At 66.6% G+C, this 25,634-nt stretch carries 21 protein-coding genes; 10 read left to right on the top strand and 11 right to left on the bottom strand.

Annotation, left to right across the window (positions count from 1 at the left end):
• Nucleotides 1-252 precede the first annotated feature (252 nt).
• From OHA18_RS39570 to OHA18_RS39550, 5 genes are read left to right on the top strand one after another with little or no spacing between them, the layout of a single operon-like run.
• Nucleotides 253-1,989, top strand: coding sequence for an ABC transporter substrate-binding protein (locus OHA18_RS39570; RefSeq protein ID WP_329000534.1), 1,737 nt, complete (start codon nt 253-255; stop codon nt 1,987-1,989).
• Complete coding sequence (locus tag OHA18_RS39565; RefSeq protein WP_329000533.1) at nt 1,986-3,080, top strand: ABC transporter permease; 1,095 nt, start codon at nt 1,986-1,988, stop codon at nt 3,078-3,080. Before OHA18_RS39570 ends, OHA18_RS39565 begins: the two co-directional genes overlap by 4 nt.
• Nucleotides 3,081-3,085: 5 nt before the next feature.
• Nucleotides 3,086-3,961 (top strand): ABC transporter permease, encoded by an 876-nt coding sequence (locus tag OHA18_RS39560; RefSeq protein ID WP_329000532.1) that lies wholly within the window; start codon nt 3,086-3,088, stop codon nt 3,959-3,961.
• Nucleotides 3,954-4,772, top strand: a complete 819-nt coding sequence (locus OHA18_RS39555; RefSeq protein WP_329000531.1) for an ABC transporter ATP-binding protein — start codon at nt 3,954-3,956, stop codon at nt 4,770-4,772. The genes OHA18_RS39560 and OHA18_RS39555 overlap by 8 nt, the downstream gene beginning before the upstream one ends.
• A complete protein-coding gene (locus tag OHA18_RS39550; RefSeq protein ID WP_329000529.1) occupies nt 4,769-5,656 on the top strand; it encodes an ABC transporter ATP-binding protein in 888 nt (295 codons plus the stop codon). Before OHA18_RS39555 ends, OHA18_RS39550 begins: the two co-directional genes overlap by 4 nt.
• Before the next feature lie 24 nt (nt 5,657-5,680).
• Here the strand turns inward: OHA18_RS39550 and OHA18_RS39545 are convergent, their stop codons facing one another.
• Both OHA18_RS39545 and OHA18_RS39540 read right to left on the bottom strand, forming a co-directional pair.
• Nucleotides 5,681-7,708, bottom strand: a complete 2,028-nt coding sequence (locus OHA18_RS39545) for a phosphocholine-specific phospholipase C (protein ID WP_329000528.1) — start codon at nt 7,706-7,708, stop codon at nt 5,681-5,683.
• A gap of 238 nt (nt 7,709-7,946) precedes the next feature.
• Nucleotides 7,947-9,665 carry an HNH endonuclease signature motif containing protein gene (locus OHA18_RS39540; RefSeq protein ID WP_329000527.1) on the bottom strand — a complete coding sequence of 573 codons (1,719 nt, stop codon included), beginning with the start codon at nt 9,663-9,665 and terminating at the stop codon, nt 7,947-7,949.
• A gap of 193 nt (nt 9,666-9,858) precedes the next feature.
• On the opposite strand from OHA18_RS39540, the gene OHA18_RS39535 reads away from it, so the two are divergent.
• A complete protein-coding gene (locus OHA18_RS39535) occupies nt 9,859-10,482 on the top strand; it encodes a histone deacetylase (protein ID WP_329000526.1) in 624 nt (207 codons plus the stop codon).
• On the opposite strand, the gene OHA18_RS39530 is transcribed toward OHA18_RS39535, so the two are convergent.
• From OHA18_RS39530 to OHA18_RS39520, 3 genes are all read right to left on the bottom strand, one after another.
• Nucleotides 10,472-11,098, bottom strand: coding sequence for a hypothetical protein (locus OHA18_RS39530; RefSeq protein WP_329000525.1), 627 nt, complete (start codon nt 11,096-11,098; stop codon nt 10,472-10,474). The genes OHA18_RS39535 and OHA18_RS39530 overlap by 11 nt on opposite strands.
• 19 nt (nt 11,099-11,117) lie before the next feature.
• Nucleotides 11,118-12,011: a hypothetical protein gene (locus OHA18_RS39525; protein WP_329000524.1), complete on the bottom strand. Its 894-nt coding sequence runs from the start codon at nt 12,009-12,011 to the stop codon at nt 11,118-11,120.
• A gap of 268 nt (nt 12,012-12,279) precedes the next feature.
• Nucleotides 12,280-14,310 (bottom strand): M6 family metalloprotease domain-containing protein, encoded by a 2,031-nt coding sequence (locus tag OHA18_RS39520; protein WP_329000523.1) that lies wholly within the window; start codon nt 14,308-14,310, stop codon nt 12,280-12,282.
• Between the two features lie 191 nt (nt 14,311-14,501).
• Between OHA18_RS39520 and OHA18_RS39515 the strand changes: the two genes are divergently transcribed.
• The 3 genes from OHA18_RS39515 to OHA18_RS39505 all read left to right on the top strand — a co-directional run bounded on the left by OHA18_RS39515 (nt 14,502) and on the right by OHA18_RS39505 (nt 18,336).
• Nucleotides 14,502-15,860: an NAD-dependent succinate-semialdehyde dehydrogenase gene (locus OHA18_RS39515; protein ID WP_329000522.1), complete on the top strand. Its 1,359-nt coding sequence runs from the start codon at nt 14,502-14,504 to the stop codon at nt 15,858-15,860.
• A gap of 83 nt (nt 15,861-15,943) precedes the next feature.
• Complete coding sequence (locus tag OHA18_RS39510) at nt 15,944-17,395, top strand: hypothetical protein (protein ID WP_329000521.1); 1,452 nt, start codon at nt 15,944-15,946, stop codon at nt 17,393-17,395.
• 44 nt (nt 17,396-17,439) lie between these two features.
• Nucleotides 17,440-18,336, top strand: coding sequence for a hypothetical protein (locus OHA18_RS39505; RefSeq protein WP_329000520.1), 897 nt, complete (start codon nt 17,440-17,442; stop codon nt 18,334-18,336).
• On the opposite strand, the gene OHA18_RS39500 is transcribed toward OHA18_RS39505, so the two are convergent.
• Both OHA18_RS39500 and OHA18_RS39495 read right to left on the bottom strand, forming a co-directional pair.
• The gene (locus tag OHA18_RS39500; protein WP_329000519.1) at nt 18,276-18,755 is read right to left on the bottom strand and encodes an excalibur calcium-binding domain-containing protein; all 480 of its coding nucleotides are present in this window, start codon (nt 18,753-18,755) and stop codon (nt 18,276-18,278) included. The two genes, OHA18_RS39505 and OHA18_RS39500, sit on opposite strands and share 61 nt — an antisense overlap.
• A gap of 74 nt (nt 18,756-18,829) precedes the next feature.
• Nucleotides 18,830-19,321 (bottom strand): winged helix-turn-helix transcriptional regulator, encoded by a 492-nt coding sequence (locus OHA18_RS39495; protein WP_329000518.1) that lies wholly within the window; start codon nt 19,319-19,321, stop codon nt 18,830-18,832.
• Between the two features lie 65 nt (nt 19,322-19,386).
• On the opposite strand from OHA18_RS39495, the gene OHA18_RS39490 reads away from it, so the two are divergent.
• Nucleotides 19,387-19,905, top strand: coding sequence for a PaaI family thioesterase (locus OHA18_RS39490; RefSeq protein ID WP_329000517.1), 519 nt, complete (start codon nt 19,387-19,389; stop codon nt 19,903-19,905).
• 7 nt (nt 19,906-19,912) lie between these two features.
• On the opposite strand, the gene OHA18_RS39485 is transcribed toward OHA18_RS39490, so the two are convergent.
• The 4 genes from OHA18_RS39485 to OHA18_RS39470 form a co-directional block, all read right to left on the bottom strand.
• Nucleotides 19,913-21,178, bottom strand: a complete 1,266-nt coding sequence (locus OHA18_RS39485) for an aminotransferase class I/II-fold pyridoxal phosphate-dependent enzyme (RefSeq protein WP_329000516.1) — start codon at nt 21,176-21,178, stop codon at nt 19,913-19,915.
• Nucleotides 21,179-21,225: 47 nt separating this feature from the next.
• Complete coding sequence (locus OHA18_RS39480) at nt 21,226-22,446, bottom strand: hypothetical protein (RefSeq protein WP_329000515.1); 1,221 nt, start codon at nt 22,444-22,446, stop codon at nt 21,226-21,228.
• Nucleotides 22,447-22,505: 59 nt separating this feature from the next.
• Complete coding sequence (locus OHA18_RS39475; protein WP_329000514.1) at nt 22,506-24,920, bottom strand: transglycosylase domain-containing protein; 2,415 nt, start codon at nt 24,918-24,920, stop codon at nt 22,506-22,508.
• Nucleotides 24,921-25,017: 97 nt separating this feature from the next.
• Nucleotides 25,018-25,623, bottom strand: a complete 606-nt coding sequence (locus OHA18_RS39470) for a TetR/AcrR family transcriptional regulator C-terminal domain-containing protein (RefSeq protein ID WP_329000513.1) — start codon at nt 25,621-25,623, stop codon at nt 25,018-25,020.
• Nucleotides 25,624-25,634: the final 11 nt, after the last annotated feature.

Below are 25,634 nucleotides of genomic sequence, written 5' to 3'. Positions count from 1 at the left end.
CGACTGATCTGCGGATATGACGTGATGTTTTCAACGTGGCAACGAACTCTTGCCAACGTTGTCAGGCCTACTTATAGTCCGTGACACCTCTCGGTCGGTGATCAGCCTGTCCGCGCAACGGAAACGGAGGTGACTTTCGTCATGAACGAGGTGTCATCCAATGGGCCGCGGCCCCAGTTCGAAGACGTCGAAGATGTCGTCCGCTATCAGCTGAGTCGGCGAAGCATGCTCGGAGGAGGTGCCGCGGCGGCGATGACCGCCTTCCTCGCGGCCTGCTCCGGTGGCGGCTCGTACTCCGACAAGCCAGCCAACAACAAGCCGGTCGCGACCAAGTCGATCCAGATCGGCAAGGCCAACATCCCGGTCCCGCGGGACCAGTCGGTGATCGTCGGCCAGGTCGAGTACACGGTCTTCGACAGCTTCAACGGGATGATCCCGAACGGCTCGCCGTCGGGCGCCGGCGTCGAGCTGAGCACCGAGCCGCTGTTCTTCCTCAGTTTCGCCACCGGCAAGCTCACGCCGTGGTTGGCGACGGAGTACAAGTACAACGACGCGTTCACCGAGCTGACCCTGAAGTTCGATCCGAAGGCCCACTGGAACGACGGTCAGCCGCTGGGTGCGAGCGACTTCAAGTTCACGGTGATGCTGCTGAAGGATCGTCCGGACCTCTTCGGAGGTGGCGGTGACCTGAAGGAGTTCGTGAAGTCCGTCGACGTTGCCGACCCGCAGACCGCGGTGGTCACCTTCCTGAAGCCGGCACCACGCTTCCACTACAACTTCATCGCCGCGATCGCCGGTGCGCCGAACAACATCATGCCCGAGCACATCTGGAAGTCGCAGGACCCGACCAAGTACAAAAACAACCCGCCGGTCGGCAGCGGCCCGTACAAGCTGAAGCAGGCGATCCGGAACCAGAAGATGTTCGTCTGGGAGAAGGACCCGAACTACTGGAACAAGGACAAGCTCGACGTCAAGCCGCAGTACGCCGTCTACCAGAGCACGTCGAAGCAGCTCGACCAGGCCTCGCTGGCGTTCGAGCGGGCCGAGTTCGACGTCGGCTCGATCGACGAGCCGCACGCGAAGCAGCTGCGGAACACCGGCTATCCGAACCTCGTGACGACGCAGTTCCACGATCCGAACCCACGGGTTTTCTGGCTGAACTGCGACCCGGCGCGCGGCGTGATGTCGGAGCCGAAGATGCGCTGGGCGATCAACTACTGCATCGACCGGGAGAAGGTCGGTAACTCCATCTGGCCGGTGAAGGTGCCGCCCGCGCAGTACCCGTGGGCGGACTACCCGACCAACGACAAGTGGAAGAACGACGAGCTCGCGAACAAGTACAAGTTCGAGTTCAACCCGGACAAGGCGACCCAGCTGCTCGACGAGATCGCGCCGAAGAACGCCGCCGGCAAGCGCACGTACAAGGGCAAGGAGATCAACCTCGAGATCATCACGGTCTCGCCGGTCGACGGCGGTGAGTACGCGATCGCCAACCTGCTGAAGACCCAGCTCGGGAAGGTCGGCGTACCGGCGACGCTGCGCAGCCTGGCCGGCAGCGTACACGACGACAAGTTCCAGCGCGGACAGTACGACATCGACTCCAACTGGGCCGGCTTCGCGATCGATCCGGTGCAGCTGTACACCGACTGGACCAGCGACAAGTATCAGCCGATCGGCAAGAACTCGGCCGGCAAGAACAAGATGCGGTTCCGCGACCCCGAGTTCGACAAGGCCGTCGATCAGCTGGGTCAGCTCAACCCGGATTCGCCGGAGGCCAAGCCGCTGCTCGACAAGGCGCTGGAGATCTACTTCCAGCAACTGCCATTGCTCGCGTCGATCCAGACCGGCTACCCGTCGTACTTCAACACGGCGTTCTGGAAGGACTGGCCGACCGACGACAACGTGTACGAGGTACCGCTGAATTGGTGGCCGCACTTCATCTTCGTGCTCGGCAAGATCAGCGCCACTGGGCAGAAGGGACCGGCGTGACGGCGGAAGCCCCGCCTGCGGTAGCCGTGGACAAGAGCCAGGACTCCGCACCTCCGTCGGGGGTGCGGGCCTGGCTGTCGCGGCATCCGCTGGCGGCGTATGCCATCCGCAGGTTCGGTCTCTACCTGGTGGAACTGTGGGGAGCGCTGACGATCGCGTTCTTCTTCTTCCGGCTGATGCCCGGAGATCCGGTCCAGACCTTGATCCAGACCCTGCAGCAGAACTACGTCTACAACGCACAGGCGAGCACGGAGCTCATCGCCCGCTACAGGCACGAGTTCGGCCTGGACGGGAACCTGCTGACGCAATACCTGGTGTACATGCAGAAGCTGATCCTGCACGGCGATCTCGGGCCGAGCCTGATCAACTACCCGACGCCGGCCCAAACGGTGATCATGCGAGCGTTGCCCTGGACAATCGGTCTGCTCGGGATTTCCGCCGTGCTGGCCTGGATCTTCGGCGTCATCATCGGCGCGATCGCCGGCTGGCGGCGCGGCAAGCTCGGCTCCGCGATCGCCACCAACCTGTCGATCGCGCTCTCGCACGTGCCGTACTTCTTCGTCGCACTGATCCTGGTGTACGTCTTCGCGTACTCGATGGGACTGTTGCCTGCGAGATCGGCGTACGACTCCAACATCGAACCGGGGATCAGTCTGGCGTTCATCGGCAGCGTGCTGAAGTACGGGTTGCTGCCCGGGCTGTCGATCGTGATCATCGGGACGTTCAGCTGGATCCTGTCCACCCGGATGTTGATGGTCCCGATTCTCGGCGAGGACTACCTGGTGTACGCCGAGGCGAAGGGACTGAAGAGCTGGCGGGTGCTGACCCGGTACGCGCTGCGGAACTGCTACCTGCCGCAGATCACCGCGTTCGGGATCTCGCTGGGCTTCATCTTCAACGGCAACGTGCTGGTCGAGCAGCTGTTCAACTATCCGGGACTCGGCACCACGCTGGTGACCGCGATCCAGCAGCTCGACTTCAACACGATCCTCGGCGTCACGGACATCGCGATCTTCTCGGTGCTGACTGCGGTGCTGCTCCTCGACCTCCTGCTCCCGCTGCTTGACCCGCGGGTCAAGTACTGGAAGTGATGACGATGAGAATCCTGACCGCGGTACTGCGGACGATCCGGAACAGCCGGCGGCTGGCGACCGGACTGGTCATCCTCGGACTCCTGATCCTGATCGCCCTGCTCAGCCCGTTGATCGTGAAGGCGATCGGCGGCGGACAGGACCCGATCGAGCTGGCGGCGTACGACAAGTGGCAAGTGCCCGGACCGGACCACCTGCTCGGCACCGACCAGTTCGGCCGGGACGTGTTCGCGATGGTGGTGAAGGCGCTCGCGGTGTCGCTGCAGATCGGCGCGATCGCCGGGGTCATCTCGACGGTCGTCGGCGTGATCGTGGCCTTCGTCGCCGGGTACAAGGGCGGCTGGATCGACAACGTGCTCTCGACGTTCACCGGGATCCTGCTGGTGATCCCGACGTTCCCGTTGCTGATCGCGCTCTCGGCGTACGCGAAGAACGTCAGCCTGTTCCAGGTCGGCGTGATGATCTCGATCTTCTCCTGGCCGTTCGCGGCCAAGACGATCCGCTCCCAGGTACTGAGCCTGCGGACCCGCCCGTACGTCGACCTGGCGCGGGTCAGCAAGGCGCGCGACCTGGAGATCATCACCACCGAGCTGCTGCCGAACCTGCTGCCGTTCATCGGCGTCGGTTTCGCGTCGTCGGCGCTCGGCGCGATCTTCGGCCTGGTCGGCCTGGAGATCATCGGCCTCGGGCCGGGCGGTGTCATCGACCTGGGCCAGATCATCTTCAACGCGATCGGCACCGGCGCGCTGACGCTGGGCGCCTGGCCGATGTTCGTCGTCCCGATCGCCTTGCTGACGTTGCTGTTCGCGGCGCTGAACATGGTGAACATCGGGTTGGAAGAGGTCTACAACCCGCGGCTGAGAGGAGTGGCCGGTGAGTGACTCGAAGAGCGTCCTGGAGATCAAGGGACTCGAGGTCGCCTACTCGACCAACCGCGGCGACGTGAAGGCGGTCCGCGGGATCGACCTCGACGTACGGCGCGGCGAGATCCTCGGGATCGCGGGGGAGTCGGGCAGCGGGAAGAGCACGCTCGCGGTCGCACTGCTCCGGCTGCTGAAGCCGCCGGGCAAGGTGATCGGCGGATCGGCGATGTTCCACCCGGCGGGCCGGTCGCCGGTGGATCTGCTCAAGGTGCAAGGCGAGGAGCTGCGGGTACTGCGGTGGAGCGCCCTGTCGTATCTCCCACAGGGTTCGATGAGCTCACTCAACCCGGTGGCGCGGGTCGAGGATCAGTTCAAGGACGTGATCCTGGAGCACGCGCCGGCGCGCAAGGATTCCTTGAACGAGCTGATCACGCGGCTGCTCGGACAGGTCGGCCTGGAGCCGCGGGTGGCCCGGATGTACCCGCACGAGCTGTCCGGTGGGATGAAGCAGCGGGTGCTGATGGCGATCGCGGTCGCGCTCGAACCCGACCTGGTGATCGCCGACGAGCCGACCACCGCGCTGGACGTGACGATCCAGCGGGTGATCCTGCAGTCGCTGGCGGACCTGCGCACCGACTTCGGTGTGACCCTGATGGTGATCTCGCACGACATGGGTGTGCACGCGCAGCTGGTGGACCGGGTCGCGGTGATGTACGAAGGCAGGCTGGTCGAGGTCGGCGACGTACGGCAGGTGTTCAAGGATCCACAGGATCCGTACACCCGGCAGCTGATCGAATCCATCCCGAAGCTAGGACGGAGGGCATCATGAAGTCCGAACTCGAACTTCGTGGCGTACAGCAACGATTCCACGCCCGTGGGGTCGCCGACGGCTACATCACCGCGGTCGACGACGTGAGCTTCAGCCTGGCCGCGCACCCGCCGCAGATCGTCAGCCTGGTCGGGCAGAGCGGCAGCGGGAAGAGCACGATCGCCCGCAACGTGCTCGGTCTGCAGAAGCCGACGGCCGGCTCGGTGCTGTACGGCGGCAAGGACATCTTCAAGCTGAGTCGCGCGGAGTACGACGCCTACCGGCGCGACGTGCAGCCGGTGTTCCAGGACCCGTACGCGATCTTCAACCCCTTCTACCGGGTGGATCGCGTGCTCTGGAAGGCGGTGAAGAAGTTCAAGCTGGCCGACACCCGGGCGAAGGGCCTGGCGCTGATCGAGGAGTCGCTGAAGGCGGTCCGGCTGGAGCCGGAGAACGTTCTCGGGCGGTACCCGCACCAGCTGTCGGGTGGTCAACGGCAGCGGATCATGCTGGCCCGCGTGCACATGCTCCGCCCGTCGTTCATCATCGCCGACGAGCCGGTGTCGATGCTGGACGCCCAGGTCCGCAGGCACTTCCTCGACATCCTGCTCGACTTCCAGCGCGAGCACGGCATGACCACGCTGTTCATCACCCACGACCTGTCCACGGTCTACTACCTGGGCGGCGAGGTCATGGTCATCACCAAGGGCCAGATCGTCGAACGCGGCGTGGTGTCCACGGTCATGCACGAGCCCACCCACCCGTACACGAAGCTCCTCCTGGACTCCATCCCGGCGCCCGACCCCGACCTGCGCTGGACCACCCGCATCCACGTCGACGAACTCGAACAGACCGACGACGCCAACCCTGCCGACAACCTGAAGCCAGAAAGCCCGATCCTCTAGGGACCGGGGCCTCCGGGCTGTCGATCAGGCCGTCTTGATGGCGGGGTCGGTGGTGCCGGGGGCGCCGGTTTCTACGTGGCCGGCGTAGCGGCGGAGGTACGTCGGGTCGGCGGTGGTGGTGACCGAGACGTCGTACCAGCGGGTCGTGGTGGTGACCGTGTACGTCGTCTGGCCCTTGCCGACGTCGAGGGTCTTGGTCTTGCCGGTGTACGCGTTCGCGATCGTCACCCGGCGGGCGGCGTCGGAGGTGAAGGTGAGGACGATGTCGTCGGCGTGCTCGCGGGCCGTGATCTCGAGTCCGGTGGCGGGCTTGCCCTTGAAGGTGCGGAGGAAGCCGTTCGGGCCGTGGACGGTGAGGTCGGTGACGCCGCCCGAGTAGATCGGGTTCCAGCTGTCGGCGACCGTCTTGCCGGCCTCGGCGGTGTACGTCCAGGGGCCGTCGGTGCGGTTCGCGGACGTGATCAGGAACTGTGCGCCGGTGCCCGGCCCGGAGCTGAAGGTCAGCTTGTACTTGCTGTCGGCAACCGCTCCGTCGACGATCGGTGCATAGGGCAACGGCCGGGTACGGCGGCAGCCGCGCTCCTGCACCGGGACCTGGCCGACCGCGGGCGGCGTCGGCACGTAGTCCGGGTGCCGCTTGTTGTCCGGCGGCTGGTAGGCGCTCGTGTCCGGGAGCTTCGCCGGCCGGGTGGCCGTCGTACCGAAGTCGAACGCGGACGTGAGGTCACCGCAGACCGCGCGACGCCACGGCGAGATGTTCGGTTCGTGGACGCCGAACCGCGACTCCATGAACCGGATGATCGACGTGTGGTCGAAGGTCTCCGAGCAGGTGTAGCCACCGGTGCTCCACGGCGACACGACCAGCATCGGCACCCGCTGGCCCAGACCGTAGGCGCCGTGCGCGGCCTTGGCGCCGGTGTAGAGATCCGGCCCCGGGTCCACCGTCGAGAGACCCTGTGAAGCGGACAGCGGCGGGAACGGCGGTACGACGTGGTCGAAGAAGCCGTCGTTCTCGTCGTAGGTGATGAACAGCGCGGTCTTGCTCCACACCTCGGGGTTCGAGGTGAGGGCGTCGAGGACCTGGGAGATGTACCAGGCGCCGTAGTTGGCCGGCCAGTTCGGGTGCTCGGTGAACGCCTCGGGCGCCGCGATCCAGGAGATCTTCGGCAGCTTGTTACCGCGAACGTCCGCCTTCAGTTGCGCGAACAGGCTGTCGCCGGCCTTCGCGTTCGTGCCGGTGCGAGCCTTGTCGTACAAGGGGTTCCCGGGCTGCGCATTGCGGTAGGTGTTGAAGTACAGCAACGAGTTGTCGCCGTAGTTGCCGCGGTAGGCGTCGTCGATCCAGCCCCAGCCGCCGGCCGCGTCCAGACCGTCGCCGATGTCCTGATAGATCTTCCACGACACACCGGCCTGCTCGAGCCGCTCGGGGTACGTCGTCCACCCGTAGCCGGCCTCGTCGTTGCCGAGGACCGGGCCGCCGCCGGTGCCGTCGTTGCCGGTGTAGCCGGTCCACATGTAGTACCGGTTCGGGTCGGTGGAGCCCATGAACGAGCAGTGGTACGCGTCGCAGAGCGTGAACTTGTCCGCGAGCGCGTAGTGGAACGGGATGTCGTCTCGGGTCAGGTACGCCATCGTGGTCGACGTCTTGGCCGGGATCCACTGGTCGTACTTGCCGCCGTTCACCGCCTGGTGCGCGTCGCCCCAGCTGTGCGCGAGGTCCTGGATGAACTGCATCCCCAGGTCGTCGGCGTCCGGATGGAACGGCAGGATCTCCTTGCCGAGGGCATTCTTCTGGTGCCACACCGGCTGACCGCTGGGCAGCGTCACCGGCCGCGGGTCACCGAACCCGCGGACACCGTTGAGCGTGCCGAAGTAGTGGTCGAACGACCGGTTCTCCTGCATCAGTACGACGATGTGCTCGACGTCCTGGATATCGCCGAAGCGGCGATGGGCCGGGATCGCGGCAGCCTGCTCGATACTGTTCGTCATCGCGGCGAACGCGGCCGACGCTCCCGCGAGCTGCAGGAACCTCCGGCGATTGATGTCTGGCATGCAATCCTCCTGACGGGCGGTGGGGCGGATGGAGTCTGAATCACCAGCGCTGCATCGCAGGCACCCTAATCTGAACGATTAACCGACGGAAGATGAACTCTGCTGTTCGCGCTTGGTGACTTTCAAACCATTGCAAGCATGAGTCGGTAGTTCCCTACCGCGCGAGCCCGGTCAGCATCGAGACACCGCGCAGGCTTCCCCGCAACCCCGTCACAACGACGGCGTCACTCCGTACCGTCTAGGCTGCAGCCATGCCGCCTTGGGGCTCCGCGGACCCACTCCACGGGTCCATTGTCGATTCTGCTCGGGCGCCGTCATCGCTGCCGGTGCCGACGTCCTGGTCGCCGGGCGCACGGTCACCCCACGGGTCGATGTCTGTGGCTTGACGGTTGCGTGGTTGGACAGGCTGGTCATGGAGAGCCTCACCCCAGATATCGAGGCCCGTCATGGCCGCTCGGCCGGCTGCCTCGTGGGAGATCCGCCGGAGCCCGTCGTCGCCTGCTTCTCCCCAGGGATCGAGGCGTGCGGCATCCTCGGCAGTGATCCAGGGTGGATCGGTCTCTCGCGGCCAGACGCGTGCAGGTGCGCCGGACGAGGTTGCGCTGGACGAGGTTGTCCCGGATGCGTTCGGAGCGGGGTGGGGTCTGATGGTTGGCGGGCCGTATCGCCGGCTGGGGACCGGGTCGGGTGTGGCCCAGGCAGGGCGGGCGACGTGGACGATGCCGTCCGCGATGTGAATGTCCCAGTGGCCGGCGTGCAGGTCGCGGTGGCAGCGTTTGCAGAGGAGGACGAGGTTGTCGATCTTGGTCTCGCCTCTGTCGATCCAGCTGATGACGTGGTGGGCGTCGCAGTAGATAGGCGGCGCGCCGCAGCAGACGCAGCCTTTGTCGCGGGCAATGAGAGCCTTGCGCAGGGGACCGGTGGCGAGCCGAACGGTCGTGCCGACGTCCAGGGGTTGGGAGTCCGAGCCAAGGACGATCGGCAGGACGTGGGCGTCGCAGGCGAGTCGGCGGATGGTGGCCGCGGACAGGCCGTCGCCGTAGATCAGCTGACCGGTCGCGCTCGCGGTGGCTGCTTGGAGGTCCTTGAAGTCGATGGTGACGATGATGTGCGGCTTCGCGCCGTGCCCGGCACGGAATTCGCTCGCACCGCCGTCGGGTTTAGCGCCGTCCGCCGTAGCTGCAGCAGCAGCCGCCGTGCGCATCGTGCAACCGCCCGTGGCACTGGTCAGGACGGTGATCAGCGCGTCGGCCCGGCGCTTGTCGCGGGTGCGGGGGTCGAGAGCGCCGTCGATGGTCTTGTGAGGCTTCGCATGAGTGTGGATCAGAGTACGGAACAGTTCAGCGTTCTCGTTGGCCAGGAAGCCGCTGAACGCGACGCCGTTCTCGGCCGTCTTCAACTGTAGGGTCTCGCGGTCGTAGGCCTTCTGCTCGGCAGGCTCCGGGCCGTCGGTGTCGAGCCGGTTGCGGATCTGCACGCCGGCTTTGCGTAGGTCGAGCGGGCCGTGGGTGCGGCCCAGCTCCACCATTTCCCGCTCGGCGACCTGTAGATCCTCGACCGGCACCGTGGTCGGCAGTTTGTCCAGTGCGGAGACGATCGCCTCGGCCTGCGCCGGATGCAACAGCACACCGCCACCAGCGCCCTCGACGGAGTCGCCGACGCTGCTCTCAGGAGCAGCGTCGGGGAGGGCAGCCGCGACGGCGGGATACTTCGGCAGGGCGTTGGCCAGGTGGACGTCGCGGCGCGCCTTCGTGGCGTCGATGCGGTAGCGGAAGGTCAGGAACCGCGCCGTGGTGCCGGCACCGACTTCCTGGGCGTAGCCGATGGCCTCGAGGCCTGCGGTGAGGTGCAGAGCCAGGGTCTCGAGGCGGGCGATCTCGGCATGCGTGGCGTCGAGAGTCGACACCATCTCACCGCTGCTCATCGACCACACCGGTCGCTCCCCGAGGATCTCCATACACACACAGTAGACACCCCATCCGACACTTTTCAAACCAGAAATCCCTTATTTTCAAGGGATCTCGGTACTCGAAGTTATCCACAGTGTCGCAGGACCGTGCGAGAATGGCTCGTGGATGTGGTAGTCAGGTGCAACAATTGTTGCTACCAGCAACCAGTCGCAGCGGCTCGGCAGAGGAGCGGGGAGATCTGTGGAAAGCATCTGGTACATCGCCTACGGGTCGAACCTCGCGCTCGAACGGTTCACCTGCTACATCTCAGGCGGCCGTCCACGCGGTGGCGCGCGGGTGTACCCGGGGTGCCGCAACCAGGATCCGCCGCAGAAGTCCGCCGCTATCACGATGCCCGGCGGTCTCGTCTTCGCCGGCGCTTCGAAGGTCTGGGGCGGCGGCTCTGCCTTCTATAACCCGTCGGCCCCCACGCAGGTCGCCGGCCGTGCCTACCTCCTCACCCCGGACCAGCTGGCCGACGTCGCCGCCCAGGAAATGTGGCGGGACCCGGGCGGCCCGTTCGCCCTCGAGTTGGCCGCACTGCTCCCAGATGTCGCCACGATCCACACGCTGGGCCCAGGCCGCTACGAAACCGTCGTCCGCCTCGGAGAACACGACGACCTCCCCATGTACACAGTTACTCACGCCGCAGTCGCCGACCTGACCCCGGTCGCCCCCACCGCGTCGTACCTCCACTGGATAGTCACAGGCCTGGCCGAGTCACACGGTTGGCAGACCAGCCAGATCGTGGAGTACCTCCACGCCGCGGCGGGAGTTCCTTCGGTCTGGACGGTTGATTCGTTGACTGACCTTTTCAGCGGCTGACAACCTCCACCGTCGTCACCACCTTGCCTGTCGCCAGCACGGCGCCGAAGTTCCGCGCATCGTCTCTCGATACAAGGAAGACCGGCCCCTTCTCGCGGCTCAGTAGTACGCCGTCCACCGAGAATCGCTGTTTCCCGAGCACGCCGTATATCGTCACCCGGCCGCCAATCGTCGCCGACGTCGGCAGCGTCGCAGGTTCAGGCGTGCGGATCGCTACCGGGTTCCTCGGCAAGTCAACCGCAGATCCCATCGAGGCGACATCAAGTCTCGTCAGCATCGCACCTTCAGCGACGTCCTTGAGCACGATCGTCGTAGCCAACGGCAGTTCGACAGGTAGGTCGCTGGCGGCGACCTCGCGCATGTCCATCTTGAGATCACCGGGCGCGAGTATCGAGAATGCTGCAAGCGGTCGACCGGCTAGCAGTACGGGATGCTTGCCTGAACCACCGGACCGGCTTGCGAGCCACGTGATGGTGGGGATCGCGATCAGGACGAGTACGACCAGAATCAGGAAGCCGGCGATCGGAGAAATGCCACGCCGACGGCCCGGCGGCTCGGGGTGCGGTTGCTGCGCCGATTGCGTCTGCTCGGCGGGCGGGCCGGATTGATTCGACACGCGAAGAGCCTAAGGCCCGTCAACGATTAGCGATCGTAGGCGCGCTGGCTGCACGTATCTTCTCCAGATCCTTTCGCCTTGCCTCGCGAATGAACCTGTCCAGCGCCTTCCATGTTTTCGACTCGTCGGTCAGACTCGCCGGGGTTTCGAGTCCCAGGATGGTCAACAGTTGGACTCGGTACAGATCGAATCCTGCTTTGATCCGCTCGCCGTACTCCATAGCGGCCGGCAGGCACGACTCATAGGCGAGGACGGCGCCGGCGGTGCCGACCAGAAGGCAGAGACAAGGAATCCAGGCCGGGGAGCCTGCGATCGTCAGGAATCCGAAGTCAACGACACCGAAGAGTCCCCAGAACAAGGATGTGACCAACAGGAACTCCACAGTGGCGCGCCTGTCCTCGACATCTCGCTGAACGGATTCCGGAAGCAGGTGGTACAAGCGTGGCCACATGACGATGATGTCAGCGCCGTAGCGTGCGTACCCATACCTCTCTGCTGTTCGCAAGATGTTTCCTAACCTGGTCGGCAGCACCTCATGTCTGGCCGGAAATTCTAGGTAGTGCTCCCATTGTGTCGCCTCGTCCCGGCGAGCTTGATGCCAGGCGATGCTCCATTTCGCCAATTTCGTGTGTAGGAACGGGTAGCCCTCGAACAAGCGAATGATGTTCCGCCACTGACTTGCAACGATCGCCGCGACGAACCAAGTGCCAATGAAATAGACCAGACCGAGCACAATCTTGGCGGCGGCCGACAGGCTCTCCCACCAGTCTGTGAGTTGTCCAAGCCGGTCGCCTTGAATCAGGTAGGGCCAGCTCACGACCAGGGGAAAGACAGCTACCGGCAGGAACGCGTTCTTGAGGAAGCGTCGTTCGAGCAAGCTCGACGCGCGGTCGTAGAGTTCAGCGACCGCCACTCGCGTCGTCCTCTACTTCACGGATCTCGTGATCCTCGTTCGGGAAGGCCGCTTCCATGGGGCAGCTACTCGGCACGACGTACTCGACCGCACGATAGCGGCCACAACTGCATTCGCACCAGAAACCTCCGCGTCGCCCGCGCGGGGCGCCTGCCAGCGAATCACTCATGGTCCCATCCCCCTAATGAGACATGAGATCAGGTTGTACGAGTCCAGTCCAGATGGAACGAGCGGACACCTATGAGTCTGTCCGCCCGTTTCTCCTGAGTCAGTGCTTGATGGCGATGCAGGTGGCGGTTGAGGTTTTGGTGGGGTCGCTTTCGGAGGTTGCGGTGAGGGTGATCTTGCCGAGTGGGCCGGTGCCGGGCTTGGTGTAGACGGGGACGGTGACTTGCTGGCCGGCGTTGGCGGTGGTGAGGGCGTTGGGGAGGGCGATGGGCCAGCCGTTGGACTTGGCGGAGAGGCGGTAGACGTCGCCCTTCAGGTACTGCGTGATGTCCTCGGGGCCGGTCGTCGTACCGGGCTTGCCGGTGTTGGTGAGGCGGAAGTCGCAGGTCTGTACGCCGCTGCGGTCCGGCTTCGCGACCGTGGGCAGGAGGCGTACGCCGCGCTTCTGGGCGCCCGACCCGTCGAGAGAGCGGACGGCGACCGTGTAGGACAGGACGCCCTTGCGGTCCCGGTGGACGTTGGTGATGTAGAAGTGCAGGCGGTTCGCGGTGTCGGTGTACTCGTACTCGCTGGCGGAGTTCGTGCCGGCATGGAACAGCGCGTCCGACAGTTGCCGGTAGTCGCCGATCGTGATCGGGACCTTGGTGCCGTCGGGCAGGACGTAGTCGGTCAGGTTGATGTCCTGCGGGTTCGCGTCGACCACCCACTCGAACGGCGCGCGGTCCTGGTTCTTCGTCTTCGCGAGCAGTACGCCGGAATCGGGCGTGAACGAGTCCGTACCCATCCGGTCCACCACCTCGACCGTGTAGTTCTGGTACCCGCGGCCGTCGCAGAGCGGATCCGTGTTCGTGTCACAGGGCGCGGCGAGATCGCCGGCGCCGCCGAGCTCGATGTTGATACCGGACAGGTCCTTCGCGCCCGGGTTCACGCTGCGCGCGGTGACGTTCGCGATCACGACACCCGATGACGCGAGCGCTTCGCGGGAGAGCCTGAGTACGTTCTGCTCGTCGACCATCTGCAGCTTGATCTTGTTGCGGAGCATGTGTTGTGCGCCCATCGACGCACCGCCGGTCGCCGGGATCATCCACCGGCTGTGTGGACCGCCGGGGCCGTTGAAGCTGCCGCGACTCAGCATCTCCCAGATGCCGGTGTACGCGCGTCTGGCCGGGACGCCGTACGGGTTGTTGTAGTTGTCGCCGATCCCGAGGATGTGGCTGAACTCGTGCGCGAACACCGCCATCCCCGAGCTCTCGGCCTGCGTCGACGAGCCACCGCCCGCGTTCGGCCAGATCGACGCGCCGGCGGCCCACGACGTCCAGTCGACGTACCGGGTGTCGGACCAGTTCTGCTGCGCGGGATCCGGCGGGCCGAAGTCCTCGGAGACGTCCTCCTTGGTCGGGAACTTCATCATCCCGAACTCCTGCCAGGTGGACGACTCGTCCTGCCCGGCGCTGAGGAAGAACACGAAGTCGTAGCCGGCCGGTACTGCCGGACCCTGGTCGGCGACCCACGCGGCCTTGCCGTCGGTGCGGATGTCGCGCGAGCAGTCGTCACCGGCCGGGCAGTCCGCGTCGCTCTGGAACTCCATGCCGTACTCGTGCGACTTGCCCGGCATCCGGTACGGGCCGAACGCGGTGAGGTCGACGCCGTACCGGCCGCCGGAGTCCTCCATCCAGTACTCGTGCAGCGTGTGGCCGTGGTTCAGCGGCTCGGGCGTGTTGAGGAAGTTCTTGTAGAACTGGGCCGTCTGGTCCCGCGGTACGCCGTTCGCGGCGGCGCTCGGATTGCCGAACACGGTCGAGCCCTTGGGCTTGGTGATGACGAAGTCCTGGTTCGGGTAGTCGAGCAGAACCAGCGCACCCTTGAAGGTCCGCTGCGACCCCTTGACGGCGGGGTCGGCCCAGTTGGTCCCCGGCGGTTTGAGGTAGTCGTCCCACGTCATGTGGTCCGGGTTCTCCCAGTTCTGCGGGTCGATCGGACCCGGCAGTCCCTTGGACACGGTCGTGGGGACCCGCTTGTCCTGCCCCGACTCCTGCCAAGGCTGCTTCTGCGGCCAATGCGGATACTGCCAGGCGTTCACGGGGTCCGGGGGAGCGCTGGGGGACGCCAGCGCCATCGAAGGCACAGACACGGCGGCCAGCACAGCAACCAACCGCAGAACACGACGAACTTTCCGTTGCTCAGACACGGGCGGGCATCCGATCGACGAAGGGGCGGAACATCGAGCAGTCACGAGCATGCCTGGCGAGACGCCTGACCACAACAGGCTGGAGGACTGTATACAGTATGGTGAGTTGTCCCGGCTTTGGATGGAGGAAGCGCATGTACTCAGTCACCGACCCGGTCAGTGGGCAGTTGGTGGAGGAAGTGGCCAACTCGACCGAGGAGGAGGTGCGGGCCGCGATCGGGCGGGTGTACGGCGGCTATCCGCAGTGGCGACGCAGGGACGTGGGGGAGCGGGCCGCGATCGTGGCGCGGGCGGCGGACCTGTTCGAGGAGCGGGTGGACGAGCTGGCCGGGATCATGACCTTGGAGATGGGGAAGCGGGTCAACGAGGGCCGCGGCGAGGTCGGGATCGTGGTCGACATCTTCCGGTACTACGCGGAGCACGGGCCGGCGTTGCTCGCGGACGAGCCGATCGACATCAAAGGCGGCCGGGCCGTCATCACCAAGGGCCCGATCGGCGCGCTGCTCGGGATCATGCCGTGGAACTTCCCGTGCTACCAGGTGGCCCGGTTCGTCGCGCCGAACCTGGTGCTCGGCAACACGATCCTGCTCAAGCACGCCTCGATCTGCCCGCGGTCGGCGCGCGCGATCGAGGAGATCCTGCATGCGGCCGGCGTACCGGAGGACGTCTATGTGAACACGTTCGCGTCGAGCCGGCAGATCCCCGGAATCCTCGCCGACCCGCGGATCGCGGGTGTCTCGCTGACCGGCAGCGAGCAGGCCGGGATCTCGGTTGCCGCCGAGGCCGGCAAGAACCTGAAGAAGACCGTGCTCGAGCTCGGCGGCTCCGACCCGCTGGTCGTCCTCGACACCTACGACCTGGACGAGACCGTCAACGCCACCGCGACCGCGCGGATGCGGAACTGCGGCCAGTCCTGCAACGCCCCGAAGCGGATGATCGTCCTCGCCGGCATCTACGACGAGTACGTCGACCGCCTGACCAAACGCGTCGCGGAGTACTACGTCCCGGGCGATCCGTCCGACCCGGAGACGAAGCTGCCGCCGCTCGCCTCGACCGCGGCGGCCGACGAGGTCGCGGGCCAGGTCGCCAAGGCGGTCGAGCAAGGCGCGACTCTGCGCACCGGCGGCCGCCGCGTCACGCCCGGCGCGTACCTCGAGGCGACCGTGCTCACCGACGTCACGCCGGAGATGGACGCGTACTACGAGGAGATCTTCGGGCCGGTCGTGATCGTCTTCAAAGCCTCGGACGAGGACGACGCGATCCGGCTCGCCAACGACACCCCGTTCGGCCTCGGCGCCTCGGTCTGGGGCACCGATCCCGACCGCAACCGCCGCGTGGCCGACCGCATCGACGCCGGCATGGTCTACCTCAATCGCGCCGGCGGCTCGCAGGCCGACCTGCCGTTCGGCGGCATCAAACGCTCCGGGCTCGGCCGCGAACTCGGCCCGGCCGGCATCGAGGAATTCATGAACAAGAAGTCCATCCGGCTCTGATGACAGGAACAGGTCATCGCGGTGCGGCGGCGGGTGGGTCCGCTCAGACTTGAGGTGACGCCCCGTGACCGAGAGCGATGAATATGAGCTACCAGCAGTTACCGCCCCCGCAAGGTACGCCGTACCCGGGACCGCCGCCGAAGCAGCTCAGCCCGCACGATCCACTAGCCGTTGCCCTAGGCAACGCTTCGTTCCTCGGTCTCGGGTATTTCCTGATCCGCCGGTGGCTGTTCGGCATCCTCGGCCTCGCGGGTACTGCGGTCCTCGTCGCCCTCCTGTGCATTCAACGCAAGTCCGGCTATGAGTTCGCTGTGCTCGGCTGGGGCCTGCTGCAGATCGTCCATGGCTGGTTCCTGGCCCGTCGGCAACGGTTGCAGACCCCCAGTCTCGCCAAGCGGCTGGTCGCGCTCGGCGTCGCGATCGTTGTGCTGGGCGGCGTCGCCTTCGAGCGGTACGACGCCCAGCGGATCGACCGGCAGGCCGTCGAGGCGCGTGCGGCCGGTGACTGCGGCGGAGTACGGGCGGCGCAAGCGAAGTACGGTCTCGGGCATCGGATCGGCGACGCGCCGCGGACCGTTCGCGTCGAGGCCGATGTTCAGGCGTGCGATCGGATCGACGTGGCCGCGGACGGGCTGGCGAGCGCGACGGCGCTGATCGACGTACCCAGGATGAAGGCGGGCTTCGACCAGCTGTCGGCCGTCGCCGCGGACCCGAACCAGATGCAGACCGTGGGGAGGGCCGTGGACCAGTTCGTGGCCAGGTTTCCGCTGAAGGACTCGTGCGCGAGTCTCGAGGTGACCAACTGGCTGCGGACCCGGAAGCCGGTCGGCAACGTCCTCGACCGGCCGAATGCGCTCGTCCCGAAGATCGAGCCGAACGCGCTGCTCGGCTGCGCCGACGCCCAGGCGGCCAAAGCCGACTGGGCGAACGCGCGCAGCACCTACCAGCTGCTGGTGAGCCGCTACCCGCACGCGAAGCAGGCGGTCCGGGCGCGCGCCGGCGTACAGAACGCCAACTACCAGATCCTGCAGGCGAAGATCCGCGCGGAGCTGGCGAGGGTTCGCGAGCTGGTCCACTCCGGTGCTTACTGCTCCACGCCCGCAAAGTTCAGCCCTGCCCCGCGGCTGCGGCATGGACTGAACCGCGCTGTGTACGTCGGTGCCAACGACTACACCAGCAAGCTGCCGTCGCAATGGTGGGCGTACCAGGCCGACAACGCCGCTCTGGTCGTGTGTGCGGGTAAGGAGAGCAGGGGACCGGCCGTGCAGACCTGCCGGTACACGCCGTTCATCGGCTCCGGTGGTGGCGACACCTATGTGACGTTCTACAAGATCGCGGTTCCGGTCCGGGTGTACGAACTGCGCACCGGCCGGCTGATCAGGACCAGCACGGTCCAGATCAGCGGCTCGGTCTGCCCCGCGACGATCTCTTACCCGACGTACAACGGCATCGGCAGCCCGGACACGCAGCAGGACGTGAAGCCGACCGCCGCCACCGTCCGGGCCGCGTTCCAGCCCCTCGTCGTCCGGCCGTGAACCGCGCATACTGCGGGTAAGCGCTCAGGTCGAGGGGGACGATGATGACCGTGCCCGGTGAATACTCCATCAAGACCTACCGCTACCTGCGGATGGCAATGGTGGCGATGATCGTTCTGCTCGGCACCGCGGTGGTGATCGAGTGGTCCAAGACCGATCCGAGCTGCCTGCAGACGTCGATCAGCGCCTACTACTACACGCCGGTCCGCGCGATCTTCGTCGGCGCGCTGATCACCATCGGTGTCTGCATGGTGGTGCTGAAGGGCAACACCGAGCCGGAGGACATCCTGCTGAACGTGGCCGGCATTCTCGCGCCGGTGGTCGCGCTGGTCCCGACGCCGGGCCAGGGCAAGTGCCACTCGGTGCAGGTGGCGCTCGGCGACGCGACGGCGAACGTCTCGAACAACATGCTCGCGTTGTTCATCGTCGGCGTCCCGTGCCTGGTCCTGACCGCGGTCTTCGTCCTCCGCGACCGGATCAAGCATCCGGAACGCTGGACGCCGATGTACCTGCTCGGCCTCGGGGTCGCGGTGCTGATCTTCGGCGGCGGGCTGGCGTGGTTCTTCGCCGACCGGTCCGGGTTCATCGGGCACGCGCACTACGCGGCCGCGATCGTGATGTTCCTGTGCATCGTCGCGGTGGTGCTGCTGAACGCGGAGCAGTTCCGGCGCAAGCAACGCAAGCACGCGGTCCCGCATTCACCGGCCAACCGGTACTCCGTGATCGCCGTCGCGATGGTGGTCGTACCGCTGCTCATGGTCGGCTGGAAGAAGCTCTTCGGCTGGGACCACGCCGTGCTGTGGATCGAAGGGACTTTGATCGTGCTGTTCGCGGCGTTCTGGATCAGCCAGACGCAGGAGCTGTGGAACGACGGGCTCCGTCAGGACTTGCCGCGCTCGCAGGCCACGCCGTCGCCGTCGGGATCGAGCGCGCGCGAGTAGCCGGGCTCGCCGCGGCGGAGTGGTGCCTTGCCGGCCGCGCGGACCTCCGCGCAGCTCCGGTAGATCGGCGCCCGCTGCGCGCGGGCGGGCTTGGCGGTGCGCTCGACCGGCGGATGCGTCACCGGGGCGGTCGGTCCGAGAATCGGCGCAGAACCCGACGATTCATTGCTACTGAACGGGTTCAGCAGCACGAGCGCCATCAGCGCGAGCGGTACGACGACCATGATCAAGGTCGTCACCCGGCGGGCCCCGCCGTACCGTCCGATCGGTCCGCGAACCCCTCGGCCGTGCTCGTCGACCCAGAACACCCAGCGGTCCGGCGCCGCCGGCCAGGAGCTGGGTGGCTGCCACCGCCGCGGTGGTCGCCAGTCCGGCGTCGGTGGGTCAGGCCACTGTGGTGGTGTGTTGAAGTGCCGCACTTTCATCCTCCCCGCTGGGCAGCCTAACCGCCTCGTCGCGGGAGGAAACACCTACCTACCGAAAACCCTTTGTTTCATACGTTTGCCCGCCGCCGTGCCCCCGGTCCGGGACGCGGTACGGCGTCGCGCGGAGTGGTCAAGGTGTGGCCGGATTCGCACTGGAGCTCGGTGTGTACGGGTGCACCGCAGTCGCGGTGTTCGATCGTCAGCGGTGAACCTTCGGGACCGGCCAGGTACTTGTCGCCCCAGTCGCGGATCGCGATCAGGACCGGGTACAGATCGAGCCCCTGCGCGGTCAGGCGGTACTCGTACCGCTGGCGCGCGCCCGGCTCGCGGTACGGCGTACGGCGGAGGATGCCGTGGTCGACGAGCTTGGCGAGCCGGTTGGACAGCACCTGGCGGGGGATGTCGGTGCGGACCCGCAGATCGTCGAACCGGCGGATGCCGTTGAACACCTCGCGCAGCACGATGACCGTCCAGCGTTCGCCGAGGATCTCCATGGTGCGGCCGATCGGGCAGTTCGCCACCGACCAGTCCAGCGCGTCGTAGGTCGTCAGGCTGCTCATGCCGCCATCGTAGTGAGCTCTAGGTCTCGTTGACAGACCCAGCTGGGTGATGTGAGGCTCGGTCCATGACGGAGACTCAGCAGGACCCGGCGGTCCGCAGCCGCACGTTCACGTGGACCGACCCGGCCGAGACGGCGGCTCGGGTCGGGAGCTCGTCGGGGCTGGAGATGCTGCGGGCGATGCGCGACGGGCTGATCCCGGCGCCGCCGATCCTGCAGCTGGTCGGGGCGACCGGGTTCGAGCCCGAGGAGGGCAAGGTCACGGTGTTCATGCCCGCGGCCGAGTTCCACTACAACCCGCTCGGCTCCGTGCACGGCGGCGTCATCGCGACGCTGCTGGACACCGCCGCCGGCTGCACCGTCCACTCGGCGCTGCCGGCCGGCGTCGGCTACACGTCCCTCGACCTGATGACCCGCTTCATCAAGCCGGTCACGGTCGACTCCGGCGTCCTCCGCTGCGAAGGCGCCATCATCAGCCGCGGTCGCCGTACGGCAGTCGCCGAGTCCCGCCTGTACGACGAACGCGGCAAGCTCCTCGCCCACGCCACGTCGACCTGCCTGATCTTCGACCTACCGCCTGCCTGACAGCGGGCTACTGCGCCTGATCGGCCAGCAGCTTCTCGCCGGCGACCAGGCGGACGCAGGTGGCCAGGCCGGTGATGGCGGCCTCGACCTCGGGGAGCTCCGGGTACGTCGGGGCGATGCGGATGACCTGGTCGGTCGGGTCGTCGCCGTACGGGTGGGTGGCGCCGGCCGGGGTGATCGCGATGCCGGCCGCCTTGGCCTTCGCGACGACCTCGCGGGCGCAGCCTTCCGGGACCTCGAGGCTGATGAAGTAGCCGCCGGCCGGCGCGGTCCAGGACGCGAGCCCGGTGCCGCCGAGCTCCGCGGTGAGGATCTTGTCGACGGCGTCGAACTTCGGCCGGATCAGCCCGGCCAGCGTGCTCATGTGCTCGTGCAGCCCGTCGGCGTCGCGGAGGAACTGCACGTGCCGGAGCTGGTTGATCTTGTCCGGCCCGATGCTCCGCTTGACCGTGTGGCTCAGCCACCACTCGAGGTTCGCGGGCGACGACCCGAAGAACGCCACACCGGCTCCGGCGAAGGTGATCTTCGAGCTCGACCCGAACACGAACACCCGGTCCGGGTGCCCGTTCTCCGCGCACAGCGCCAGCACGTCGGCGATCTTCGCGGGGGAGTCGGTCAGGTGGTGGACGGCGTACGCGTTGTCCCAGAAGATCCGGAAGTCCGGCGCCGCGGTCTCCATCGCGGCCAGCCGCCGGACGGTCTCGTCGGAGTACACGGCGCCGTCCGGGTTGCTGTACTTCGGCACGCACCAGATGCCCTTGATCGCGGCATCCTCCGCGACCAGCCGCTCGACGACGTCCATGTCCGGGCCCTCGGGCGTCATCGGGACCGGGATCATCTTGATCCCGTACCGCTCGCAGATGCCGAAGTGCCGGTCGTAACCGGGCACCGGGCACAGGAACGCCAGGCCCTCCACATCCGCCCACCGCTGCCCGGCACCGGGAACCTTCCCGAGCAGGGCGAACACGATCGCGTCGTGCATCAGCTCGAGGCTCGAGTTGCCCACGGCGAGCAGCTGCTCGACCGGCACCTGCAGATCCTCGGCGAAGATCGCCCGCACCTCCGGCAGCCCGTGCAGACCACCGTAGTTCCGCAGGTCGGTCCCGTCCGCCCCCACCGGCTCACCGGTCAGCCCCAGCACCCCGCTGGCCGCATCCAGCTGCTTGGGCGACGGCTTCCCCCGCGTCAGATCGAGCTTGAGCCCCTTGGCCACCAGCGCCTCATAGTCCTTGCGCGCACGCTCGACCTGGGCAGTCAGCTCTTCGACACTCACGGGGAAGTCCTTTCACAAATGCTAGGTGTTGCCCCCCAGCCTAGTGATCACCCGACGGTGCGCAGAAACAGGGACCGCCCGGAGTCGGTTCGGGACGCGTCGACGCCGTTGGACTTGCAGTTCGCGGAGCGGTGTTCGTACGGCACGTGGACGGTGTTCAGCTCGAACAGGTTGCGGCGTTCCCAGCCGCCGTGCAGGTTCAGGTCGGAGTCCGTGTCGTTGCCGATGACAACATTCCCGGACGAGGACCACTGCAGGGCGAAGCGCCGCAGCTGCTGCCGCATGTGCAGGTTCTGCAGGTCGTGGTCGGTCGGAAGGGCCTGCTGCTGTTCGTAGAACTTCATCGTGTTCGCGGCCCGCATGTTCACGTACCCGCCCGGCTTGACCGAGTCCATCGAAGCCTTCGGGTCGAGGTAGATCACCGTGTCGCCGGCCTTCGCGGCGAACCCGGCGCCGCCGGGCTTCTCGCGCAGTTTCAAGCCGGCCTTCCAGTGCACGTTGACCGTTCCCTCGAAGAGGTCCTTGCGGTTCGCGGGCGCCTTCTCGTACGCCTCCTGGTAGTCCGGATGTACGGCGCGGCTCTGTACCCGGAACAGTCCACGACCCGGCCACAGCCAGCCGCCGTTGCCGTCCTCGAACTCCATCCCGTCCTCGTCCCAGTCACCGCCGTCCTTGGTCAGCGCGTCGTACCGGGTGTTCTCGTCCGGCCGGAACACGAAATGCGTCTTGTCCGCGCCCGCGCCCCGGATGATCAGATAGTCGGTGTCGACCCAGAGCTGCTTCGACACGTCGAGCTCGCCGACGGGCAGCTCGATCAACGAGAGCTGGTCGTACGACGCCCGCAGCGAACACTCCTCCCGGATCGAGTCGATCGCCTTCTGCAGACCGTCCGAGTCGTCCTTCGAGTCGTTCGGCCGTACGTCGAAGTCGTCTGCCAGCCGATCCGCGTCGATCCAGCACTTGTGGTAGCTGTCGAGGTTCTGCGCGTCCGGCAACAGCCCGCCGTCGCGGTACCCGGCCTTGCTCCAGTCCGGAAGTCCGGCGATCGGAGTACGACGGTTCATCCTCGACATGTCGAGCGTCGGAAGCTTCGCCGTGATCGGGGCCGCGGTCGGCACCGGCGCCGTACTCGAAGGCTTGTCGGCCTTCCGCGCGGTGGCGTCGGCGGGAGAGTCGTCCCGGGTCACCCGGACCACGATCACCGTGGCGATCAGCGCCCCGAGCACGAAACCGATCAGACCAGTGATCGCGAGCTTGCGACGCCGCACACCCTCACCCCTCGTCGGGCCCTGAACTTCGAGGCCGAAAGGCTAGATGAGGGGCAGGGTCAGCCGCCGCGGCGTGGGTGGCACTTGGGATCCCAGGGCATACAGGTCGGGATGTTGGGCGGCGGCTTGATCGTCGGCGGAGTACCCGGTGGCACCGGCGGGATGGTCGGCGGAATCGTCGGCTGTGCCCTGCTGCCGTTGGAGATGATCAGCGTGACCGTCGAGCCGGCGGGTGCGCCGTCCTCCTGCCGTGGGTTCGTCCAGGCGACCGTGCCCGCGGGGGCGTCGGAGTCGACCCGGTCACCGTGGGACATGACGACCTTGAAGCCCATCGACAGCAGCTTGGCGCCGGCGTCCGCGGGCGTCATGCCCTTCAGGTAGGGCAGGTCCTTCACGTTGCCGCGGATGATCTTGTCGTCCGGCTTCACGAACTTGCTCGTCGGGAGGCCGTGCAGCGCCATCTGCATGGCCGTCTCCCAGACCGGCCCGGCGGTACCGGAACCGGACGCGTCCTTCAGCTTCTTGCCGTTGAAGACCTGCTTGATCAGGTTCGAGGCCGGCGGATCGGCGTCCCCGACCACGGCCGCGGCGGCGAGCTTGTTCGAGTAGCCGGAGAACCAGACGGCCTGGTTCTCATCGATCGTTCCGGTCTTGCCGGCCAGGTCGCTCTTGCCGAAGTTCAGCTTCGAGCCGGTGCCGCCGTTGATCATCACCTGGTGCAGGACGTAGTTGACGCCGTCCGCGACGCCGGGCGACAGCACCCGGTGGCAGTTCGGGCCGGGCGTGGGGATCGCCTTCTGCGTCTTGATCATGGTGATCGACGTGACGATCTGCGGGCTGCAGTACATCCCGCGGGCGGCGAAGGTCGCGTACGCGTTCGACAGCATCAGCGGCGTGATCAGACCGGCGGAGCCGAGGGTGAACGAAACGACCTGCTTCAGCGGCTTCAGCGTCTGGGCGTCGTACATGCCGAGCTTCGACGCGATCGTGGCGATCGGGCAGATGCCGATCTGCTCGGACAACTGCAGGAAGTACGTGTTGGTCGAGGCCTTGGCCGCGTCGACCATCGACGGGTCCGCGATCGTCTTGGTCGAGTTCTTCGGGTTGTAGACGTCGACCGAGGTCGGCCCGTTGCAGGTGCTGAACTCCTTGCCGCCCAGGCTGATCACCTGCGGCGAGTTGATCCGGTACGTCGTCGGCACGCCCTTGCCGATCGCGGCCGCGATCGTGAAGGCCTTCATCGTCGAACCGTTCTGGAAGCCGCCGAAGCCGCCGGCGTAGGACTTCTCGACGTTGTAGTTGTACGCCGTCTGCCCCTTCTTGCTGCCGTACGAACGGCTCTGCGCCATCGCCTTCACCAGCCCGGTCCCGGGCTCGACCATGGTGATCGCGGCGACGGCCTGGTCACCGGCCTTGGAGTGCTGGTTGATCGAGGTCTGCGCGGCCGCCTGGATCCGCTGGTCGAGCGAGGTCTTGATCACCAGGCCGGCGGTCTCGATGTAGTTCTCCGCCTCCTCGGGCGTCTTGCCGAACGCCGCGTTCTCCTTGAGCTTCGACACCACGTACTCACAGAAGAACGGGTACTTCGAGTTCGCGCAGCCGCTCGGCGCGACCCGGACCTTGGCCGGGTCGATCACCGGCGTACTGATCGCGGTCGCGGCCTCCTTGGCGGTGATGATGTTGAGCTCCTGCATCCGGCGCAGGACGACGTCGCGACGGTCCTTGGCCCGCTTCGGGCTGTCGATCGGGTCGTAGCCGGTCGGGTTCTTCACCAGGCCGGCCAGCATCGCGGCCTGCGGCAGGTTCAGCCTGGCGGCGTGGACGCCGAAGTAGTGCATGGCCGCGGCCTCGACGCCGTACGAGCGGTCGCCGAAGAAGGCCAGGTTCAGGTAGCCGTTCAGGATCTGGCTCTTGGTCAGTTCCTTCTCGACCGCGATCGCGTAGCGCAGCTCGGCGACCTTCCGCTCGTACGTCTCGGCGGTGGCTTCCTTGACCTCTTCCGGCGTCCGGGCCTTGTTGATCAGGTTCAGTTTCACGTACTGCTGGGTGATGCTCGAGCCACCCTGCTGTACCCCACCCGACGACTGGTTCCGCAGCAGCGCGCGCAGTGTGCCCTTGGCATCGATCGCGCCGTGCTCGTAGAACCGGTCGTCCTCGATCGCGACGATCGCCTTGAGCATGACCGGGCTGATCTGCTTCAGCGTCACCGGCGTCCGGTTCTGCTGGTACAGCGTCGCGATCGTCTTGCCGTCCGCGTCCTGGATGATGGTCTTCTCGGCCAGCGGAGCGGTCTTCAGGTCCTGGGGCAGGTACTGCACGGTGTCGTGCGCGGTGGCCGTGGTGACGCCGACCAGACCGGCGAAGGGGAGGGCCAGCCCGGCGAACAGTGCTCCGGCGAGAACACTGACCAGCAGGAACACGAACACCGACATCACGACATTGGGCCGCTTGGCCCGCCGTTCGCCTCTGTGCATGGTTGGGCAGATTACGTCAGGTGGAGTCCTTAAGGCACTCTCCCTGTTACGGAATTTACACATTTGCCCAGCGATCTCACCAACAGTGATCGTCCCTTCACTGCCGGGCGATCACCTTCGCCCCTTCGATGACGACCTCGAGGCAGTCACGGAACAGGTCGTCGACGCTCCGGCCGGGGGTGAAGTACGCCGTGATCGCGCGCATCGAGACCGGGTACGTCGCCCTGTACTGCTCGAGGTCGAAATCGGCGGTGTCCGGTGCCGGGGACTGCTCCTCGAGCGCGTGACCGACCGCGAAACGCTCGACGGTCAGCACGATGATGCGGGCGTTGCGGAGCGGGATGCCGCGGTCGGCGAGCGTGCTCATCGCCAGCTCGGACCAGGCCGCGGTCTGCCGGGAGAGCTGCGCCATGGAGACGATCCGGGCGCCGTCCGGATGGGCGAGCAGGGCGGCGCGCAGCCGGAGGGCGAAGTCGGTCAGCCAGTCGTGCCACGGCTGGTCCGGAGCGGCCGGGACAGGGTCGGGAACGATCGCTTCGGCGATCGCCGTCACCAGGGCGGCCTTGTTGGGCAGGTGCCAATACAGCGTGGGCGCCTGGACGCCCAGGCGGGCGGCCAGCTTCCGCAGGGTGACTCCGTCGAGGCCTTCGGCGTCGAGCAACGCGACCGCCTCGTCGACGATCTTGGTCCGGTCGAGACTCACACGCTGGATTC

Source organism: Kribbella sp. NBC_00709 (assembly GCF_036226565.1).
Lineage (GTDB): Bacteria > Actinomycetota > Actinomycetes > Propionibacteriales > Kribbellaceae > Kribbella.
Note: the sequence above shows the minus strand (reverse complement) of the source record. Positions and strands in the feature narration are given on the sequence as shown.

What these genes read in the sequence shown, in the direction of transcription:
- OHA18_RS39560 (WP_329000532.1), top strand. Translation starts at nt 3,086, where the DNA reads ATGAGAATCCTGACCGCGGTACTGCGGACGATCCGGAACAGCCGGCGG.
- OHA18_RS39540 (WP_329000527.1), bottom strand. Translation starts at nt 9,665, where the DNA reads ATGGAGATCCTCGGGGAGCGACCGGTGTGGTCGATGAGCAGCGGTGAG.
- OHA18_RS39475 (WP_329000514.1), bottom strand. Translation starts at nt 24,920, where the DNA reads ATGCACAGAGGCGAACGGCGGGCCAAGCGGCCCAATGTCGTGATGTCG.
- OHA18_RS39490 (WP_329000517.1), top strand. Translation starts at nt 19,387, where the DNA reads ATGACGGAGACTCAGCAGGACCCGGCGGTCCGCAGCCGCACGTTCACG.
- OHA18_RS39545 (WP_329000528.1), bottom strand. Translation starts at nt 7,708, where the DNA reads ATGCCAGACATCAATCGCCGGAGGTTCCTGCAGCTCGCGGGAGCGTCG.
- OHA18_RS39570 (WP_329000534.1), top strand. Translation starts at nt 253, where the DNA reads ATGACCGCCTTCCTCGCGGCCTGCTCCGGTGGCGGCTCGTACTCCGAC.
- OHA18_RS39505 (WP_329000520.1), top strand. Translation starts at nt 17,440, where the DNA reads ATGACCGTGCCCGGTGAATACTCCATCAAGACCTACCGCTACCTGCGG.
- OHA18_RS39510 (WP_329000521.1), top strand. Translation starts at nt 15,944, where the DNA reads ATGAGCTACCAGCAGTTACCGCCCCCGCAAGGTACGCCGTACCCGGGA.
- OHA18_RS39550 (WP_329000529.1), top strand. Translation starts at nt 4,769, where the DNA reads ATGAAGTCCGAACTCGAACTTCGTGGCGTACAGCAACGATTCCACGCC.
- OHA18_RS39515 (WP_329000522.1), top strand. Translation starts at nt 14,502, where the DNA reads ATGTACTCAGTCACCGACCCGGTCAGTGGGCAGTTGGTGGAGGAAGTG.
- OHA18_RS39495 (WP_329000518.1), bottom strand. Translation starts at nt 19,321, where the DNA reads ATGAGCAGCCTGACGACCTACGACGCGCTGGACTGGTCGGTGGCGAAC.